This is a genomic window from Streptomyces sp. NPDC026538, assembly GCF_055567535.1.
Genome location: NZ_JBVHQG010000002.1, coordinates 919,406 through 939,310, shown reverse-complemented (window position 1 = coordinate 939,310; position 19,905 = coordinate 919,406). Strand labels below are relative to the sequence as shown.

Annotated in this window: 13 protein-coding genes and 1 pseudogene; 6 read left to right on the top strand and 8 right to left on the bottom strand. The window is 70.6% G+C overall.

Annotated features, from left to right (window positions below; translation table 11 throughout):
* Positions 1–71: 71 nt before the first annotated feature.
* Together ACZ4N4_RS11190 and ACZ4N4_RS11185 are read left to right on the top strand one after the other, a co-directional pair.
* A complete protein-coding gene (locus tag ACZ4N4_RS11190; protein ID WP_467586921.1) occupies positions 72–1,301 on the top strand; it encodes a CDP-alcohol phosphatidyltransferase family protein in 1,230 nt (409 codons plus the stop codon).
* Positions 1,298–5,800, top strand: a complete 4,503-nt coding sequence (locus ACZ4N4_RS11185; RefSeq protein ID WP_467586919.1) for a bifunctional glycosyltransferase/CDP-glycerol:glycerophosphate glycerophosphotransferase — start codon at positions 1,298–1,300, stop codon at positions 5,798–5,800. The genes ACZ4N4_RS11190 and ACZ4N4_RS11185 overlap by 4 nt, the downstream gene beginning before the upstream one ends.
* A 65-nt stretch (positions 5,801–5,865) precedes the next feature.
* Here ACZ4N4_RS11185 and ACZ4N4_RS11180 read toward each other — a convergent pair whose 3' ends face one another.
* Positions 5,866–7,995: a 3-hydroxyacyl-CoA dehydrogenase NAD-binding domain-containing protein gene (locus ACZ4N4_RS11180; RefSeq protein WP_467586917.1), complete on the bottom strand. Its 2,130-nt coding sequence runs from the start codon at positions 7,993–7,995 to the stop codon at positions 5,866–5,868.
* On the bottom strand, positions 7,992–9,209 hold the full coding sequence (locus ACZ4N4_RS11175) for a thiolase family protein (protein WP_453566221.1): 1,218 nt from the start codon (positions 9,207–9,209) through the stop codon (positions 7,992–7,994). Before ACZ4N4_RS11175 ends, ACZ4N4_RS11180 begins: the two co-directional genes overlap by 4 nt.
* A 120-nt stretch (positions 9,210–9,329) precedes the next feature.
* Between ACZ4N4_RS11175 and ACZ4N4_RS11170 the strand changes: the two are divergent.
* Positions 9,330–9,512: pseudogene (locus ACZ4N4_RS11170) on the top strand (carbohydrate ABC transporter permease); the annotation flags it as partial.
* 223 nt (positions 9,513–9,735) lie between these two features.
* Here the strand turns inward: ACZ4N4_RS11170 and ACZ4N4_RS11165 are convergent.
* Complete coding sequence (locus tag ACZ4N4_RS11165) at positions 9,736–10,971, bottom strand: hypothetical protein (protein ID WP_467586914.1); 1,236 nt, start codon at positions 10,969–10,971, stop codon at positions 9,736–9,738.
* 914 nt (positions 10,972–11,885) lie between these two features.
* On the opposite strand from ACZ4N4_RS11165, the gene ACZ4N4_RS11160 reads away from it, so the two are divergent.
* Positions 11,886–12,731, top strand: a complete 846-nt coding sequence (locus tag ACZ4N4_RS11160) for a TetR family transcriptional regulator (RefSeq protein ID WP_467586912.1) — start codon at positions 11,886–11,888, stop codon at positions 12,729–12,731.
* Between the two features lie 121 nt (positions 12,732–12,852).
* Here the strand turns inward: ACZ4N4_RS11160 and ACZ4N4_RS11155 are convergent, their stop codons facing one another.
* The 3 genes from ACZ4N4_RS11155 to ACZ4N4_RS11145 all read right to left on the bottom strand — a co-directional run bounded on the left by ACZ4N4_RS11155 (position 12,853) and on the right by ACZ4N4_RS11145 (position 15,967).
* Positions 12,853–14,133, bottom strand: coding sequence for an HRDC domain-containing protein (locus ACZ4N4_RS11155; protein ID WP_453566227.1), 1,281 nt, complete (start codon positions 14,131–14,133; stop codon positions 12,853–12,855).
* Between the two features lie 195 nt (positions 14,134–14,328).
* Entirely contained in the window at positions 14,329–14,991 is a 663-nt protein-coding gene (locus ACZ4N4_RS11150) for a response regulator transcription factor (protein ID WP_123973178.1), read from the bottom strand.
* Between the two features lie 298 nt (positions 14,992–15,289).
* On the bottom strand, positions 15,290–15,967 hold the full coding sequence (locus tag ACZ4N4_RS11145) for a DUF3000 domain-containing protein (protein WP_450764917.1): 678 nt from the start codon (positions 15,965–15,967) through the stop codon (positions 15,290–15,292).
* A 120-nt stretch (positions 15,968–16,087) separates the two neighbouring features.
* Between ACZ4N4_RS11145 and hemE the strand changes: the two genes are divergently transcribed.
* A complete protein-coding gene (gene hemE / locus ACZ4N4_RS11140) occupies positions 16,088–17,155 on the top strand; it encodes a uroporphyrinogen decarboxylase (protein WP_467586908.1) in 1,068 nt (355 codons plus the stop codon).
* Between the two features lie 9 nt (positions 17,156–17,164).
* Here hemE and ACZ4N4_RS11135 read toward each other — a convergent pair whose 3' ends face one another.
* Positions 17,165–17,989 (bottom strand): rhomboid family intramembrane serine protease, encoded by an 825-nt coding sequence (locus ACZ4N4_RS11135; RefSeq protein WP_453566231.1) that lies wholly within the window; start codon positions 17,987–17,989, stop codon positions 17,165–17,167.
* Positions 17,990–18,120: 131 nt separating this feature from the next.
* Here ACZ4N4_RS11135 and ACZ4N4_RS11130 point away from each other — a divergent pair, with 131 nt between their 5' ends.
* Positions 18,121–18,423 (top strand): hypothetical protein, encoded by a 303-nt coding sequence (locus ACZ4N4_RS11130; protein WP_467586904.1) that lies wholly within the window; start codon positions 18,121–18,123, stop codon positions 18,421–18,423.
* Between the two features lie 91 nt (positions 18,424–18,514).
* On the opposite strand, the gene ACZ4N4_RS11125 is transcribed toward ACZ4N4_RS11130, so the two are convergent.
* Positions 18,515–19,903, bottom strand: a complete 1,389-nt coding sequence (locus tag ACZ4N4_RS11125) for an FAD-dependent oxidoreductase (protein ID WP_467586902.1) — start codon at positions 19,901–19,903, stop codon at positions 18,515–18,517.
* Between the last annotated feature and the right edge of the window lie 2 nt (positions 19,904–19,905).

The following is a 19,905-nucleotide window of genomic DNA, read 5'->3' as shown; positions in this document are numbered from 1 at the left end:
GGGTCGCTTATGTGATTGGTCTGTGAAAACAACAGGCCGATGTGTCCTGTTTGAGGGGTGACTGGGGGGTTATGGCCAGGCTTTCGCTGCGGGCTGTCCAAAAACTGACCTGCAAGAAACGAGACGCCTGGTGGACGGTCTTTCTCGTCGACCCTGTCGCCACCCGCCTGCTGCTCGTCGTCGCCCGCTTCCGCTTCATCACCCCGAACCGGGTCACCTGGGCGGCGCTGTTCATCGGCCTGGCCGCGGGCGGCTTCTTCCTGGAGGGTGACCGGCGGTCCCTGACCATCGGGGCGCTGCTCTACCACCTGAGCTTCATCCTCGACTGCATCGACGGCAAGCTGGCCCGCCTCAAGGGCAACGGCACCGTCTTCGGCGGCTGGCTCGACTACGTCTTCGACCGCATCCGGGTGCTGTTCTGCGCCCTCGCCCTGATGGGCGGCCAGTTCCTGCCGCACGACGACGAGCGCTACCTGGTGGCCGCCCTCGTCGTGGTCTTCCTCGACATGCTCCGCTACGTCGACGCGCTCCAGATCTACAAGATGCGCATGTCGATGCGGACCAAGATCGAGAAGGTCACCCGGACCCGCGCCGAGGCCGCGGCCGCGGCAGAGGCCGAGGCCGTCGCGGCGGCCGAGGCTGTGCAGGAACGTTACTTCAGGGGGCGGGAGACTTCCGACGGTTCGCCTGTCGTCTTCATGGAGGACCTGCTCCGCGACAACCCCCACACCCCCGCCGAGACCCTCCGCGCCGAAGCCGGCACCGGCAACGTCGTCGACCTGCACGAGCAGTTCCGCGGCCAGTTCCCCTGGTACACCCGGATCCGCCGGGCCATGCTGCGCACCCGGGTGCGCCCGCACCTCATCAGCGGCATCGAGTTCCAGATGTTCGTCTTCATCATCGGCCCGCTGATCGGCCAGATCCTGTGGACCACCGCCGTCTCGGCCGGTCTTCTGCTGCTCTTCGAACTGGTCATCATGTACAAGTTCTGGCTCTCCACCCGTGACTTCACCAGGGTCATGGAGGAGCTGAGCCCCGCCTCCGGCACCGCCGGCACCATCGCCCCGCAGCTGCACCGGGGCCGGCACCGCCGCGCGGAGGCGGACGCCCTGCTCGCCGACGAGCGCTACCGGGCCCCGGCACCCGAGGACGACCCCTTCTTCCAGCCCTACCCGAAGCCCAACACCGTGCTCGGCGGGCTCCCGCACATCCCCGCACCGCACGGCGACACCATGCCCCTCACCCAGATCGCGAGGGGCGCGGCCCGCAGCATCCCGGCGGGCCGGAAGGACCACCGATGAGACCCGGAGCAGAGACCGCCCACGCCGAGTACGACGGAGGCAACTCCTGGGTCACCGTGGTCATCCCCGCCCACAACGCGGCCACCACGATCGGCAAGGCGCTCCAGTCGGCCCTGAACCAGACCTACGAGCTGGTCGAGGTGATCGTCGTCGACGACGCCTCCACCGACGGCACCATCGAGGTCGTCGCCGGCTTCGCGGGCACCGACCCCCGGGTCCGGGTGCTGCGCCGCAAGGAGAACAGCGGCGGGGTCGGCGCCCCGCGCAACTGGGGCATCGCCCAGGCCGAGGGCCGCTGGGTGACGTTCCTGGACGCGGACGACGAACTCCCGCCCCGCGCCTGCGAACGGCTGGTCGCCGGCGCCCTGGAGACCGGCAGCGACATCACCGCCGGCAAGGCCGTCCGGGTCAACCGGGCCACCGGCGACACCGAGCCCTGGGCGCCCGAGGTCTACGCCATGGGCCGTACCGTCTCCGGTCTTGAGGAGTTCCCGCTCCTGCTCTCCGACCCGATCGCCGCCGCCAAGCTCTACAGCGTGGAGTTCCTGCGCACGTGCGGCGTCCGGTTCCCCGAGGGCGTGTTCTACGAGGACACCTACTTCTCCACCGTGGCCGGCTGCCTCGCCCGGGGCATCACGGTGATCACCGAGCCCGTCTACCGCTGGATGTGGGAGCCGGACGGCACCTCCATCACCGGGCGCACCGGCGAACTGCGCAGCATCACCGACCGGATCGCGGTGCACCGGGCCACCGACCGGTTCCTGCTGGAACGCGGGCTGTGGCAGCTGAAGCTGCGCAAGGACGCCAAGTTCCTCACCCACGACCTGCGCCTGTACATGCGTGCCCTCGCCGAGGGCGACGCCGCCTTCCAGCAGCGGTTCGCCGACATCGTCAGCTCCTACCTGTTCTCGCTGAGCGGGGAGGCCTTCGAGCTGTGCGGCCCGGTCGACCGGGTGCGCGGCTACTTCCTGATGTACGAGGAGATCGAGGCCGCCCTCACCACCCTGGACTACACCCAGCGCAAGAGCGTCTTCTCCTCCCACCTGGTCGAGGAGGACGGCCGGGTCTACTGGTCCGCCGACCACCTGCACCTGCCCGAAGCCCGCCGCATGCTGGACGTCACCGAACTGGGCCTGGCCGCCGCCCCGGTCACCCAGCTCCCGCTGTTCGGCCGGCTCACCAGCTGGCGGGTGGCGCGCACCGAGCTGTCGTACACCGGCGAACTGGTCAACCGCTTCGGCCGGATCGCCCCCGGCGACCCGGTCTCCCTCTCCCTGGCGGTCCGCAACCGACACACCAAGAAGGACGTGGTCGTCCCGGTCCGCGAGGTCTCGGTCGACGAGCGGCTGCTGACCTTCGAGGGCAGCGCCGACCTGGCGAAGCTGCTCGGCGACGACCTCGCCGACAGCACCGTGTGGAACGTCTCGGTGATCGTGGAGTGGAAGCGCAGCCGCTCCCGCTCCGCGCTCAACGTCCGCGACATCACCCTGGAGGGTCTCGGCTTCGACCGGGACGGCGAGGGGTACGAGGGCTACCGCACCGTCAGCGGGAACCTCGCCCTGCGCTCCGCCACCGCGGGCCGGCGCACCTTCGAGTCCGAGCAGAGCGACCCCGACGCCCCCTGGATGTGGTGGCGCGACCGCGTCCATCCGCCGATCCGGCAGCTCACCGGTGCCTTCGAGCTCGCCGTCGTCGTCCCCTGCTACAACGTGGCCAAGTACCTGGACGACTGCCTCGGCTCCCTCGCCGCCCAGCGCGGCTTCGCCGAGACCCAGGTGATCCTGGTCGACGACGGCGCCACCGACGAGACGCCCCACATGCTGGAGCGGTTCGCCGCCCACTACGCCAACGTCACCGTCGTCCACCAGCGCAACGGCGGCCTCGGCAACGCCCGCAACACCGGTCTGGACCGGGTCGTCGCGCCGTACGTCACCTTCCTGGACTCCGACGACATCCTCGGCGAGGACGCCCTCGCCGCGATGCTCGAAGCCGCCCACCGCGACGGCTCCGAGGTCGTCATCGGTGACCTCGTCAACTTCCCCGACCGGCCCTACGGCCCGTGGAAGGAGTACTTCGGGCAGGGCGACCGGCTGGTCACCGACTTCGCCGAGATTCCCGACATGATCTTCAGCGGCTCGGCCTGCAACAAGCTCTTCGGGACGGCCCTGCTGCGCCGGCTCGGCCTGCGCTTCGGCGAGGGCGTGCACTTCGAGGACGCGTGGCTGACCCTGCCCGCCATGCTGCGGGCCGGCTCGCTGAGCATCGTGGACCGGCCCGTCTACTGGTACCGGGGCCGCCCCGACGGCTCGTCCATCATGGACTCGCTGTGGAGCAAGCCCGCCAACTACCGCGACCACCTGCGGCTCAACCACTTCCTGCTGCACCACAGCGCCGAGGAACCCCCGGAGATCCGCCGGATGTTCCAGCGCTACGCCACCCGCACCTACAAGGGCTTCCTGTGCAACGCCCGGAACGTGATGGGCCGTACGCAGCTCGCCGAGATGTTCCCGGACATCCACCGGCACTACGCGCAGATCCCCGACGACGTCATCACCGAGTTCGTCACCAGCCCCGCCCAGCAACTCGACCACTACGCGGCCAGAACCGGGAATTTCGAGCTGTTCGCCGACCCGGAACCGGCCCTCGCCGCGGCCCCGCCGGTCGTGGAGATCGACGACGACGGCTTCCACCGCACCTTCCCCGGCGGCCGGCTGCACAGCGGCGCGGCCCGGGTCAAGGATCCCAACGTGGTGGTGGAGAGCGTCCGCACCCGGGACGACGTGCTGGTCCTGGAGGGCTGCATGGCCTTCCCCGGCATGGACCTCGACGGCCCGATGGGCAACCGCCTCGAACTCGTCTACCAGGTCCGCGGCACCAAGGTCACCGTCCCGCTGACCCAGGTCTACCGCCGCGACCTGAGCAACGCGCGAGGCGGCCGGGACCTGTACGCCGGCTGGTACGCCGAGATCCCCGCCGCCCGGCTCGCCGAGACCGGCTTCGGCGTCGGCGACTTCCGGCTGCGGGTGCACCGTCCGGACGGCACCCGGCACCGCAACGTCGTCATGAAGGCCCGCCTCGCCCTGCACCGGCTCAAGGGCCCCGGCAAGGTCGGCCGGTACCCCTACATGCTGACCATCGGCGCCCAGGACGCGCTGCATCTGCGGCTGGTCGCCCCCGGCCGCACCGCCCGCCTCCGGCACGCGATGTGGCGGACCGGCCGCGAACTGCGCATCCTGCGCACCCGCAACCCCGGCTGGCGGATGCGCGTCGCCTACTGGCTGACCTATCCCTTCCTCAACGGCAAGGAGATCTGGCTGGTCGGTGAGCGTTCCGACACCGCGCAGGACAACTCGTACCACTTCTTCAAATGGGCCCGGATCCACCGCAAGCGCCGCAACGTGTACTACGTCATCGACGCGGCCTCGCCCGACCACGCCAAGGTCGCCCCGTACGGGAACGTCCTGAGGCTGGGCTCCTTCAGGCACCGCGTGTACCTGCTCCACGCGACCAAGCTCATCGGCTCCTACGACTCCGAGTCCTACCTCGTCCCCGAGGGCTACAAGAAGGCGCTCTTCCTGCACCGCTTCGGCGAACTGGTCAAGTACCAGCGGGTGTTCCTCCAGCACGGCGTCACCTACAACGACGTGACCTCCGGCGCCGACCAGCGCATCGCGAGCTACGACCTGCTGGTCACCGCCGGCCGTCAGGAACGCGACTTCATGGCCCGGGAGGCCGGCTACGGCGACCGCGCCCAGCCGGTCGGCTTCCCGCGCTTCGACGCCCTCCAGCGCGAACGCCGCGACAAGCCGCGCATCCTGCTGATGCCCACCTGGCGGCAGTGGATCGTCACCGCGTCCTACAAGAAGTCCGCCGGACCGGCGCGGACCAGCTTCACCCAGTCCGAGTACTACCGCTTCTACAAGACGCTGCTCTCCGACCCCCGCCTCGGCCGCGCCCTGGACCACTTCGGCGTGGACCTCGAATTCTTCCCGCACTACGAGATCCGCCCCTACCTGCACACCTTCCAGTTCTCCTCGCCGTCCATCCAGGTCGCCGACCCGCGCACCCGCAATGTGCAGCAGGCGATGAAGGAGTGCTCGCTGATGGTCACCGACTACTCGTCGGTGTTCTTCGACGTGGCCTACATGGGCATCCCGCTGGTCTACGTCCCCTTCGACGAGGAGGACTTCTACGGCCGGCACTACAAGCGCGGCTACTTCGACCTGGCCGAGGACGGCTTCGGCCCGGTCTGCCGGACCGTCGACCAGGCCGTCGACGAGATCATCGCCGCCATCGCCCGCGACTTCACGGTCCAGCCCGAACACCGGGCCCGGGTCGAGGAGTTCTTCGTGCACCGCGGCGGCGGCAACTGCGAGCGCGTCTTCGACGCCATCGACGCCCTGGGCACCGCCTCCGCGGCCGCACTGGCCCCCCGACGCCCGATCGGCGCCCTCCCGGCCCCGCTGCCCGCCCTCACCGAGTGGATCGACGCGGCCTGACCCCTTCCACCCCATGCGAAAGGGGGCCTCCGCGGATCGCGGAGGCCCCCTTCAGCCGTCGGCGGTTACGCCGGGACCGACGCCACGCCCGGCGCCAGGAACTTCTTGCCGTTCACGCGCTCGGAGACACCCTCGCGGTCCAGGTACGGCGTGATGCCGCCCAGGTGGAAGGGCCAGCCGGCACCCGTGATCAGGCAGAGGTCGATGTCCTGCGCCTCGGCGACGACACCCTCGTCGAGCATCAGCCCGATCTCCTGGGCGACGGCGTCCAGGACGCGGTCGCGGACCTGCTCCTCGCTGAGGACGACGTCACCCTGCTTCAGCAGCGCGGCGACCTCGGGGTCCAGCTCCGGCTTGCCGCTGTCGTACACGTAGAAGCCGCGCTTGCCCGCCTTGACGACGGCCGCGAGGTTCGGGGAGACCGTGAAGCGGTCCGGGAAGGCCCGGTTGAGGGTCTCCGAGACGTGCAGGCCGATCGCCGGACCGACCAGCTCCAGGAGCACCAGCGGGGACATCGGCAGGCCCAGCGGCTCGACCGCCTTCTCCGCGACCTCGACCGGGGTGCCCTCGTCGATGACGTTCTGGATCTCGCCCATGAAGCGGGTGAGGATGCGGTTGACGACGAACGCCGGGGCGTCCTTCACCAGCACCGCGGTCTTCTTCAGCTTCTTGGCGACGGCGAAGGCCGTGGCCAGCGACGCGTCGTCGGTCTGCTCGCCGCGCACGATCTCCAGGAGCGGGAGGATGGCGACCGGGTTGAAGAAGTGGAAGCCCACGACCCGCTCGGGGTTCTTGAGCTTCGACGCCATCTCCGTCACCGACAGCGAGGAGGTGTTGGTGGCGAGGATCGCGTGCGCCGGGGCGACCGCCTCGACCTCCGCGAACACCTGCTGCTTGACGCCGATCTCCTCGAACACCGCCTCGATGATGAAGTCGGCGTCCGCGAAGCCCTCGGCCTTGTCCAGCACACCGGTGACCAGGGCCTTGAGGCGGTTGGCCTTGTCCTGGTTGATACGGCCCTTGCCGAGCAGCTTCTCGATCTCGGCGTGGACATAGCCCACACCCTTGTCGACGCGCTCCTGGTCGATGTCGGTCAGCACGACCGGCACCTCCAGGCGGCGCAGGAAGAGCAGGGCGAGCTGCGAGGCCATGAGGCCCGCGCCCACGACGCCCACCTTGGTGACCGGGCGCGCCAGGTTCTTGTCGGGCGCACCCGCCGGGCGCTTGCCGCGCTTCTGCACCAGGTTGAACGCGTAGATGCCGGCGCGGAGTTCGCCGCCCATGATCAGGTCGGCGAGAGCCAGGTCCTCGGCGTCGTAACCCTGCTGGAGGTCGCCGTTCTTGGCGGCGGCGATGATGTCCAGGGCGCGGTAGGCGGCCGGGGCGGCGCCGTGCACCTTGGAGTCCGCGATGAAGCGGCCCTTGGCGACGGCCTGGTCCCAGGCCTCGCCGCGGTCGATCACCGGGCGCTCGACCTCGATGTCGCCCTTGAGTACCTGGGCGGTCCAGATCAGCGACTGCTCCAGGAAGTCGGCGCCCTCGAAGAGAGCGTCGGCGATGCCCAGGTCGAAGACCTGCTGCCCCTTGAGCTGCTTGTTCTGGTTGAGGCTGTTCTCGATGATCACCGAGACGGCCTTGTCGGCGCCGATCAGGTTCGGCAGCAGCGCGCAGCCGCCCCAGCCCGGGACCAGGCCGAGGAAGACCTCGGGGAGCGAGAACGCCGGGATGGCCTTCGACACCGTGCGGTAGGTGCAGTGCAGACCGACCTCGACGCCACCGCCCATGGCGGCACCGTTGTAGTAGGTGAAGGTCGGCACGGCCAGGCCCGCGAGGCGCTTGAAGACCTCGTGGCCGCCCTTGCCGATGGCGAGCGCGTGCTCGTGCTCCTTGAGGAGCTCGACGCCCTTGAGGTCGGCGCCGACCGCGAAGATGAACGGCTTGCCGGTGATGCCGACACCGACGATCGTGCCCTCGGCCGCCTCCTTCTCGACCTGGTCGATGGCGGTGTTGAGGTTCGCCAGCGAGGCCGGGCCGAAAGTGGTCGGCTTGGTGTGGTCCAGGCCGTTGTCCAGGGTGATCAGCGCGAAGCGGCCGGCCCCGGACGGCAGGTCGAAGTGGCGCACGTGCGCCGACGTCACGACCTCGTCGGGGAACAGGTCCGAGGCCTGCTTCAGAAGCTCGGCGGTGGTGCTCACTTGTCCCCCTCGAAGTGCGGGTTCTCCCAGATGACCGTCGCGCCCATGCCGAAGCCGACGCACATGGTGGTCAGGCCGTAGCGGACGCTGGGCTGCTCCTCGAACTGGCGGGCCAGCTGCGTCATCAGACGCACACCCGAGGAGGCCAGCGGGTGACCGAAGGCGATGGCGCCGCCGTACTGGTTGACGCGCTCGTCGTCGTCCGCGATGCCGTAGTGGTCGAGGAAGGCCAGCACCTGCACGGCGAAGGCCTCGTTGATCTCGAACAGACCGATGTCGGAGATGCTCAGCCCGGCCTGGGCGAGCGCCTTCTCGGTCGCCGGGATCGGGCCGTAGCCCATGACCTCGGGCTCGACACCGGCGAAGGAGTACGACACGAGCCGCATCTTGACCGGCAGGTTGTTCTCGCGGGCGAAGTCCTCGCTGGCGATCAGCGAGGCGGTGGCGCCGTCGTTCAGACCGGCCGCGTTGCCGGCGGTGACCCGGCCGTGCACACGGAACGGCGTCTTCAGACCCGACAGGTTCTCCAGGGTGGTCCCCGGCCGCATCGGCTCGTCGGCGGTGACCAGACCCCAGCCGGTCTCGCCGCCCTCGGGGTTGGTCCGGCGCACCGAGATCGGGACCAGGTCGGCCTGGATCTTGCCGTTGGCGTACGCCTTGGCGGCCTTCTCCTGCGACCGCACCGCGTACTCGTCCGTGCGCAGCTTGGTGATGCCCGGGTAGCGGTCGTGCAGGTTCTCGGCGGTCATGCCCATGAACAGCGCCGACTCGTCGACGAGCTTCTCGCTGACGAACCGCGGGTTCGGGTCGACGCCCTCGCCCATCGGGTGGCGGCCCATGTGCTCGACACCACCGGCGATGGCGATGTCGTACGCGCCGAAGGCGACGGAACCGGCGACCGTGGTGACGGCCGTCAGGGCGCCGGCACACATACGGTCGATGGAGTAGCCGGGCACGGAGGTCGGCAGGCCCGCGAGAATGCCCGCGGTACGGCCGATGGTCAGACCCTGGTCACCGATCTGGGTGGTCGCGGCGATGGCGACTTCGTCGATCTTCTTGGTGTCCAGCCCGGGGTTGCGGCGCAGCAGCTCCCGGATCGCCTTCACGACGAGGTCGTCGGCACGGGTCTCATGGTAGATGCCCTTCGGGCCCGCCTTGCCGAACGGGGTACGGACGCCGTCGACGAAGACGACATCCCTGACGGTACGAGGCACGATTGGCTCTCCTCCAGGGTGCGGGATGGCACTGCTGCATGCGCTGAGCGCGCGCTCAGGCCCATGCTACTTATGAGTAACGTGACTGCCCACCCCTGACGGCGGGAGCGGCGAAGGTCACATGTGCCGTCCCGGAATCTTGGCGTGATCTCGACGTCCCCGCTCCGCTGCCGCGGCCCCTACGGAGCGCACTGCGAGGTCGTCTCGGCGGGAGCGGTCCTGGTCGTCCTGCCGACGCGGGTCGTCTTCCTGTGCCCGCAGCGCTTCGTCCACAACGGCTTCATGCGGGGAGCGACCCGCTGAGCGCCGTGCGACGCCGGGCGTCGACCAGCGCGCGCGGCGGTGTGCCGTACGCCCAGTTCCAGGATGCGAGCGTTCCGTGTCATCAGGAGTGGACCGGGCGGGCGGGACTCGCGGGAGGGGCGGGCGGCGGCCCGGGACCGGGGTGACGTGAGCACGAGGGCTCCTCTCGGGTGGTGGTGTGCGCACAGGCGCGGCCGCGTGGTCGCGGACCGCCCGGTGAACGTCATCCGTGGTGTTCCAGCGCACGGATCACGCTGTAGTCCCGTTCGATGGCGCGCGGCTCGCTGCTGCTGAGCACGGCCTCGGCGCAGACGGGGGCACCGGGCGTGCGGATCTCGCTCGCCGCGACCACGGTGGGCAGCGAGCGCAGGACGGCTCCCAGCCACGGGGCGATCCCGGCGGTCGCGCGCATGTGCACCCGCACGATGTGCTGTCCGCCCGGCGCGGGCGTGGACCGGGCGGCGGCCGGAGGGATCCACGTGCCCAGCGCGTCGGCGGCGCGGTTACGGCCGGTCGCCGTCCGCAGCGCTTCGTCGGCCGGCGTCACGACGGGCGCCGCCAGCGCGCCCACCAGCAGGGGCTCGCCACCGGCACCGTACGCCAGCCGGGTGGTGACCGGACCGCACACCACGCCCAGCGCGTCGAGCACCCGCGTGGCGCCGAGCGCCAGGGTCCGCGCCGGCGGGCTGCCCGGAGCGAGCAGATCGGTGCGGTCCAGCCGGCCGTCCCCGGTGTGGACGTCCGCCCACAGGTCGGTGACGACGTGCTCGGGGCGGCCGTCCGGGCCCGGACGAGTGGCTGTGTTGACCGTGTACTGGCGCCCGGAGGGCCGCTCGCTCAGCACCAGGTGCGCGCTGCCGGAGTGCTGGACGGCCGCCTTCCGCAGGGCCGGCCAGGCAGCGCCGATCTGGAGTTCGTCCAGGCACTCCACCGGGGCGACCGGGGTTCCGTTGGCCGCCGGGGTGAGCAGATAGCCGGGCATGGGGTGGCTCCGCGCCCAGGCCACGGCCTCGGCCGGACTCGCCGTACGGATGCCCCGCAGCGCGGGAATGCCCACCCGCGCCAGGCGGTCCGCCTGCGCCCCCCGGTCGTACCTCAGCGGTGAGGTCGCCGGATCGGCGCCGGGAAGACCGAGCTGCCAGGCGATCCGCTCGGCCGGTTCGATGCCCCCGGTGCTGCCCGCGACGACGGCCGAGACCCCCAGCGCCCGCAGCGCCTTGACGGTCTGCCGGACCCCGCGGTGCACGACAGTGCCGGTGTACCCGGCCGGCACCGGCGAGTTCCGGTACGCCGGCGGCCGCAGGCGGCGCTCCGGGACGACGGCCACCGTCCGCCAGCCGTGCCGGGCGAATGCCCGCGGATACGGGATCCCGCCGTCGTACGGGGCGATCACGGCCGCGGTGTCGACGGCGGGGTCGGTCCGTAAAGCGGCCGCGGCGGGGGCGGAGGGGATGGTCATCGGTGCGAGCTCCCAAGCAGACGGGTGTGAGGCCGAAGCGGGTCAGCTGGTGCGAGCGGTCGTCCGGCCGCCCGGGTCGCTCACGCGCACCCGACGAACGAGGTGATCGCTTCGGGTCCTTGCACCTTCACTCCGCGGCTGCCGCCCATGGGAGCCGGAACGGAATGCGGATCGCGTACATGGCCGGCCGTGCACCGGCGCCGACGGCTCGGCATGCCTCGTCCGAACGTGATCGGAACGCATATGACCCCCCGTGCGGATGGGAGTGATCCGGCGGGGTGCCCGCCCGGACCGCTCGACCCGTCATACGACGCCACCCGGTCTTGTTGGGACCCATCGGTCCCTTCTGCTGCGACTTCTCCATCCCCCAGAAACGGCTTGCATGCGTCCTCGAAGTACGGGACGGCGGCGTTCATCACCCCTGAAGAGATGACATGTCCGAGTTGCCGGAATGCGCGGTCGGTTTCAGAAGGGACTGATCGGTCTGTTCTGTCGGCGTCAAGTCTGGAACTCGGGCGCTGTGACGTCAAGCAACCATGGGTCACACTGCTTTCAGGTGCCCGGCTGCCACTGGGATGCGGCGTGCTTAAAGAGGGAGGTCACGGCCGAAAGCCGCGTTGGGCCCTTACGTGCGGCTGGCGCCGTGCGGCAGTCGTCCGCGAGGTGCGCACACCCCTTCCGGCGCCGGGCATCCGCCTGAACGGGCGGGGTAGTATCGGGAGGCTGATTAACGTGTGCGCGGTATTTTCCGGCTTATTGTGACGCCCTGAAATTCCTTTTCCTGAGAATACGGTTCGGCCTTTCAGGGCTCCGAGAACGCTTGCGGGGGCGGGTGTTCTGGAACGCGTACGCAGTTTTCCCGGACAAAGTCCGTTCAGTCTCAACCGGCGAATGGGACTCGAAGGCGAGATCGAATGAGCAACCTGCGCAGGCCGCGACGGCGGCAACAGCGCGCCATCGACACGAGACAGCGGATCCTCGACGCCGCTGGCGCGCTCTTCGTGGCGGACAGCTATGAAGGGGCTTCGGTAAGTGACCTGATCACGGCCGCACGGACGAGCAAAGGGGCTTTCTATCGGCACTTCCCCGGGGGAAAGCTCGAAGTGGCGTCGGCCATCATGGAGGACACGCTGAGCATGGACGGGCTGCAGAAGCAGCGAATCATGCTCCAGGAAATGGTCGACATAGGCATGATCCTGGCCCATCGAATCTCCAGGGAGAGTGCTGTCCAGGCCGCCTTGATGCTGTCGTTCCGCGGCAATGCACCAGAAACCTACGGAACTCCCTGGCCGGACTGGATCGTCTTCAACACGGGACAGTTGACCGAAGCGCGGCGGAGGGGAGAGCTGAAACCCTTCGTCGACGTGGAGGAGCAGGCCTACCAGGTCGCGGGGAACTGGGCCGGAGTGGTCCTGATCTCGAACACCCTCGACCGGCACATGGGGAATGTCGAAGCGCGGATCGCGCGCATGTACCGCAATGTGGTGACCGCGATCGCCGTGCCGGAGGTCCTGCCGGAGATCGACATCTCGGTGCACCGGGGCAAGAACCTGTACAACGCGTTCCTCGAAGGTGCGGCCGATCCGGAGCTGCCGCGGGACGAGTCCGCGGAGGGATCCCCGGGCCAGGCTGAAGAACTCGACGGGCTCGAAGGGCTGGAAGGGCTCGACGGGCATGCAGGGCTGGAAGGGCTCGAAGAACTCACGGAGCACGCCGAAGAAGCGGCTCCGGGTCACGCCGGAGTGCTCCCGGGGCGGTGAGCGGGACCACTGCGGAACTCGGCTCTTCAGCGGCGCCCTGAGGCACCCTGGAGGGCCGAGTCCCGCGTCCGCGCGCCGACACCCGGTGAGCCGGGACAAGGAAGCTGCCCGGCGGACCGGCCTAGGTGGTCAGCGCGGTCACCAGCGCCGGCGTCACCTGCTCCACCTGCCAGGGTCGCGCGCCGTACCCCACCAGAGCGGTTCCCACCGTCTCGGCGTCCACGGCCTTCGGCGGCTCCCAGCAGAGCCTGCGCACCGTGTCCGGCGTGATCAGGTTCTCCTGGGGCATGTTGAGCTGCTCGGCCAGGGCCGACACCGCGGCCCGTGCCGCGGACAGCCGGGCGGCCGCCGCGGGATCCTTGTCGGCCCACGCCCGTGGCGGCGGCGGCCCCGTCAGCGGCTGCCCCGGCAGCGGCAGCCCGGCGTCCGGCAGCGCCTTGGCCCGGTCCACCGCCGCCTGCCACTGCTCCAGCTGCCGCCGTCCCATCCGGTGCCCGAAGCCGTTCAGTCCCGCGAGGGCGTGCACGTTCGCCGGCAGCGCGAGCGCGGCCTCCACGATCGCCGCGTCACTGAGCACCTTGCCGGGCGACACATCCCGCTTCTGCGCGATCCGGTCCCGTGTCTGCCACAGCTCCCGCACCACACCCAGCTGCCGGCGCCGCCGCACCTTGTGCATCCCCGACGTCCGGCGCCAGGGGTCCTTTCGCGGCTCGGCCGGCGGCGCGGACGCGATCGCGTCGAACTCCTGCCGTGCCCACTCCAGCTTCCCCTGCCGGTCCAGCTCCTTCTCGAGGGCGTCCCGAAGATCGATGAGCAGTTCGACGTCGAGCGCCGCGTACCGCAGCCAGGGCTCGGGCAGCGGCCGGGTCGACCAGTCGACGGCGGAGTGGCCCTTTTCCAGGACGAAGCCGAGGACGCTCTCCACCATCGCGCCGAGCCCGACCCGCGGGAACCCGGCGAGTCGCCCGGCCAGCTCGGTGTCGAACAGGCTGCTGGGCATCATGCCTATCTCGCGCAGACAGGGCAGATCCTGGGTGGCCGCGTGCAGCACCCACTCGACACCGGACAGCGCCTCGCCGAGGCCGGACAGGTCGGGGCAGGCGACGGGGTCGATCAGCGCGGTCCCGGCGCCCTCCCGGCGCAGCTGGACGAGGTAGGCGCGCTGCCCGTAGCGGTAGCCGGACGCGCGCTCGGCGTCGACGGCGACGGGCCCGGAGCCGGCGGCGAACGCGGCGATCACGCGGGCGAGCGCATCCTCGTCCGTGACCACGGGCGGAATGCCCTCACGCGGCTCCAGCAAGGGAATCGGCGCCCCCGTCACAGAAGATCCGGCGTCGTCCGGGGGAGTGCCCCCGGTGGTGCGCAGTGAACTGTCTGCTGCGGTGTCTTGGGCGTCGGTCACATGTCAAGGGTATCCGTGTGTGGACGGCGCCCGTCGACGGAACGTTCCGTCGACGGGCGCCGGGGGGTCGTAAACCAGTCAGGCCGGTGAAAGATCAGGTCCACGAACGGGGGACGTCGCCGTAGGACGTGCCAGCGGATCAGCGGCCGATCCGGTTCACGTCGCTGAACGGTGGAGTGCGGGATGAACGTTCGGTCAGTGGATGATGCCGGTGCGCAGGGCGACGGCGACCATCCCGGCGCGGTCGCCCGTGCCGAGCTTGCGGGCGATTCGGGCCAGGTGGCTCTTGACGGTGAGGGCGGACAGGCCCATCGAGACGCCGATCGCCTTGTTCGACTGGCCCTCCGCGACCAGCCGGAGCACCTCGACCTCACGGCCGGAGAGCTCGCGGTAGCCGCCCGGGTGGCTCGGGGCACCCGGGGGGCGGCGGTGCATACGGGCGGCGGCGGAACCGATGGGGGCGGCGCCCGGTCGGGTGGGGAGCCCGATGTTGGTGCGGGTGCCGGTGACTACGTAGCCCTTGACCCCGCCGGCCAGGGCGTTGCGCACGGCGCCGATGTCGTCGGCGGCGGACAGGGCCAGGCCGTTGGGCCAGCCGGCGGCGCGGGTCTCGGAGAGGAGGGTCAGGCCGGAGCCGTCGGGGAGGTGGACGTCGGCGACGCAGATGTCGCGGGGGTTGCCGATGCGGGGACGAGCCTCCGCGATGGACGAGGCTTCGATGACATCGCGCACGCCGAGCGCCCACAGGTGACGGGTGACGGTGGAGCGCACGCGCGGGTCGGCCACGACCACCATGGCGGTGGGCTTGTTCGGGCGGTAGGCGACCAGGCTTGCGGGCTGCTCGAGGAGAACGGACACCAGGCCTCCTGGGGTGGGGGACGGGGGCCGGCTTGTGGGGAAGAAGCCGGGACGAACCGTGCTTTCAAGGTCACAGTCGTCTTCGGCATCAAACCCGTCCGCCTTTAGAGAATGATCACGATCTGGTGAGTAACAATACGTGCAATTCGGACACGCGATCGATCATCCGAAGATCGAATCGGTTCGGGCTGTTGTCGTACGGGACAGAAAGTGGCCGTATCGACAAAGAGATGGTCAATGAAGGGTGAGTCGACGGGACCCGGGTGGACGGGTCCTCGAACACTGACGGAACGAGCGGCTAGCGCGCCTGCGGGTCGCGGCGCTGCGGCAACGTGACCACCGAGGCGTCGCCCGGAGCGGCCGGCGGCAGTCCCGCCACCTGCGCCAGCAGATCGCACCAGGAGGCGAGATGCGCCGCCGTGTCCGGGACCCCGGTGCGGCCCTCCCGGGGCGTCCAGGAGGCCCGGATCTCGATCTGCGAGGCGGCGGGGCGCTCGGACAGCCCGCCGAAGTAGTGCGAACTCGCCCGCGTGACGGTCCCGCTCGGCTCCCCGTACGACAGTCCGCGCGCCTGGAGGGCACCGGTGAGCCACGACCAGCAGACGTCCGGCAGCAGCGGATCGGCCGCCATCTCCGGCTCCAGCTCCGCGCGCACCAGCGTGACCAGCCGGAACGTGCCACGCCAGGCGTCGTGCCCGGCCGGGTCGTGCAGCAGCACCAGACGGCCGTCGGCGAGGTCCTGGTCGCCGTCGACGACCGCCGCCTCCACGGCGTACGCGAACGGGGCCAGACGCTGCGGTGCGGGCGTCGGCTCCACCTCGACCTGCGGTCGCAGCCGCGCGCCGCGCAGCGCGTCGACCGCGGCTCGGAAGGCCGGTGGCGCCGTACTCCCCGTATGTCCTTCGCCCTCCTCGGTGCCCTTCCCCTCGCCCATCCCGCCAGCGCCGTCCGACAGTCGTCCCTGAGCCGCAGCCATGCGGGGAAGAGTAAGGGGAACGACGCCTTCGCGCAGGGAGAGACACCACCTAAGGCCCCACCCGAGGCGCCGCACGGGCCGCGACGGCACCGGGTTCGGGGGCGTGCGAGACTTGCCGTCGTGAGTGCGAACGGAAGCCCTACGGGCCAGCAGCCGACAGCGACGTACGACAGTGCCTTCCTGAAGGCGTGCAGGCGTGAACCCGTGCCGCACACCCCCGTGTGGTTCATGCGGCAGGCCGGGCGCTCGCTGCCGGAGTACCTCAAGGTGCGCGAGGGCGTCCCCATGCTGGAGTCGTGCACGCGGCCCGAGCTGGTCGCCGAGATCACACTCCAGCCCGTCCGCCGGCACAACGTGGACGCGGCGATCTACTACAGCGACATCGTCGTCCCTCTCAAGGCCATCGGCGTCGACCTCGACATCAAGCCCGGCGTCGGCCCGGTCGTCGCGCACCCGATCCGCACCCGCGCCGACCTCGCCCAGCTCCGTGCCCTCACCCCCGAGGACGTCTCCTACGTCACCGAGGCGATCGGCCTGCTCACCGCCGAGCTCGGCCCGACCCCGCTGATCGGTTTCGCGGGCGCCCCGTTCACCCTCGCGAGCTACCTCGTCGAGGGCGGCCCCTCGCGCACGTACGAGAACGCCAAGGCGATGATGTACGGCGACCCGGAGCTCTGGGCCGACCTGCTCGACCGCCTCGCGGACATCACGGGCGCGTTCCTCAAGGTGCAGATCGAGGCCGGCGCCTCCGCCGTCCAGCTCTTCGACTCCTGGGCCGGGGCGCTGGCCCCCGCCGACTACCGGCGCTCGGTGCTGCCCGCCTCCGCGAAGGTCTTCGACGCCGTCGCCGGATACGGCGTCCCGCGCATCCACTTCGGCGTCGGCACCGGCGAACTGCTGAGGCTCATGGGCGAGGCCGGCGCGGACGTCGTCGGCGTCGACTACCGGGTCCCGCTCGACGAGGCCGCCCGCCGCGTCGGCCCCGGCAAGGCGCTCCAGGGCAACCTCGACCCTACCGTCCTGTTCGCCGGCAAGGACGCGGTGGAGACCAAGGCGCGCGAGGTGCTCGACGCGGCCGCCGGTCTCGAAGGCCATGTCTTCAACCTCGGCCACGGCGTGATGCCGTCCACCGACCCGGACGCGCTGACCCGGCTGGCCGACTTCGTCCACACCGAAACGGCCCGCTGACCCCGTCCGCTACCAGCCGTGCCGGGGCCGGGCCCGCCTGCCGAACAGCAGGCCGCGCGGTTCCGGCGGCGGGGGCGTGCCCGGCTTGAGCGGCCAGGCGAGCAGCATGCCCACGAGGAAGCCGACGACGTGCGCCGCGTACGCCACCGTGCCGGCGTCGGAGACGCCCTCGCCGGACGAGTACACGGCCTGGAGCACGAACCAGAAGCCCAGCACCAGCCAGGCCGGCAGCCGCAGCGGCAGGAACACCAGGAACGGCACCAGCACCCAGACCCTGGCCCTCGGGTAGAGGACGAGATAGGCGCCCAGGACGCCGGCGATCGCGCCGGACGCGCCGATCAGCGGGTCCGCCGAGGTGTCGTTGAGGAGCGCGAAGCCGTAGCCGGCCGCGTAGCCGCAGACGACGTAGAAGAGGAAGTACCGGACGTGGCCCATCCGGTCCTCGACGTTGTTGCCGAAGATCAGCAGGAACAGCATGTTGCCCAGCAGATGCAGCCAGCTGCCGTGCAGGAACATCGCCGTGAAGACCGACAGCGCCGGCGACTTGTCGTAGGAGGGCGGCCCGACGACACAGCCGGGGCCGTTCCGGCCGATGCCCGCCGCGCCGGTCGGGACCAGCGTCGGCATCTGATGGTGGATCAGCTCCCTGGGGACCGCCGCGTAGTGGTCCGTGAAGGCCTGGAGATGGCACAGCTGAGCCAGATCGCTGCTGCCGGCCACGGAGCCGGCGATGCCGGGTGTGAACAGGAAGACGAGGACGTTCGCGGCGATGAGCGCGTACGTCACGTACGGCGTGCGCCGCACCGGGTTGACGTCATGGACGGGTATGACCACAGGTCACTAGTGCCCAGGGCGGGGGCGCCCGAAGCGCGGAGCGGCCCGGTGAACGTCGGCACGCGCGGGTGCGTATGTCTTTGCGACCGATGAGCTTCAGGTGATGTTCCAGGCGACGTGAGGACCAGGCGATGAACGAGCGGGTTGCTTCTCAGGCGTTCCCTCCCATGCAGGCCATGCCCGACGGTGAGGCGGAGATCTCTCTTGTCGTGCGGCTTCCCTGGGAGGACGTGGCGCGGCTCGGTCAGGAGGCCGGGCGGCTGGCGGCGCAGATGCAGCGGCCGGTGACGCTGGACGAGGCGGTCAGCAATCGGCTGCGGTCGACCCGGCCGGCGGCGGCGCACGCGCGACCGGGCGCCGAGCAGCCGGCTGCCGCGGCTGCGCCGGGCGGTGCCGGGGTCACTTCGTTGCCGAGGATCAGCGGGACCGCTTGATCGCCGTCGCGGGGCGCGGGTGCGCTGTGGCCGGTCGCGCCCCGCGGCGGAGCCGCAAATCGATTACGCCCCGCGCCCCTGACGGGGCGCTTCAGTGGCCCTCGCGCACCTTGGCCGACGCCTTTCTGGCCGCCACCAGTACCGGATCCCACACCGGTGAGAACGGGGGTGCGTAGCCCAGGTCCAGGGCTGTCATCTGGTCCACCGTCATCTTCGCCGTCAGGGCCACAGCCGCGATGTCGACCCGCTTGCCCGCGCCCTCCCGCCCCACGATCTGGACGCCGAGCAGGCGGCCGGTGCGGCGTTCCGCGAGCATCTTGACCGTCATCGGGCTCGCGCCGGGGTAGTACCCGGCGCGGCTCGTGGACTCGATGGTGACCGCCTCGAACCGCAGGCCCACCCGCAGCGCGTCCTTCTCCCGCAGTCCGGTGCGGGCGATCTCCAGGTCGCAGACCTTGCTCACCGCCGTGCCGACGACCCCAGGGAACGTGGCGTAATCGCCGCCCACGTTGCTGCCGATGACCTGGCCGTGCTTGTTGGCGTGGGTGCCCAGCGGGATGTACTGCTCCTGGCCCGAGACCAGGTTCAGGACCTCCACGCAGTCGCCGCCCGCCCAGATGTCCCGGTGGCCGCGGACCCGCATCGCCAGGTCGGTCAGCAGGCCGCCGTGCTCGCCGACGGGCAGGCCCGCGGCCCGGGCGAGGCTCGTCTCCGGGCGGACACCGATGCCCAGGATCACCACGTCCGCCGGGTACTCGCCGTCCTCCGTGGCCACCGCCCGGACCCTGCCGTCCTGGCCGGTGAGCACCTTGGTGACCTCGGCGTCGTTGACCATGGTGATGCCGAGGCCCTCCATCGCCTCGTGCACCAGGCGGCCCATGTCCGGGTCGAGCGTGGACATGGGTTCGCTGCCGCGGTTGACGACCGTCACCTCGTAGCCCCGGTTGATCATCGCCTCGGCCATCTCGACGCCGATGTAGCCGGCGCCGACGACCACCGCACGACGGCCACGCGTGTGTGCCAGCGTGTCGAGCAGGGCCTGGCCGTCGTCCAGCGTCTGCACGCCGTGCACCCCCGGCGCGTCCCCGCCCGGCATGTCGGGGCGGATCGGGCGGGCGCCGGTCCCGATGACGAGTTTGTCGTACGACGTCCAGGACTCGGTGCCGGAATCGACGTCACGCGCGCGTACCCGCTTCCCGGCCACGTCGATCTCCGTGACCTCGGTGCGCATCCGCAGATCGATGTCCCGCGACCGGTGCTCCTCGGGCGCGCGGGCGATCAGACGGTCCCGCTCCGCCACGTCACCGCCGACCCAGTACGGGATGCCGCACGCCGAGTAGGAGCTGAAGTGACCGCGCTCGAAGGCCACGATCTCCAACTCGTCCGGTCCCCGCAACCGGCGTGCCTGGGACGCCGCGGACATGCCCGCGGCGTCCCCGCCGATCACCACCAGCCGTTCCCGTCCACCGCTCATGTCCATGC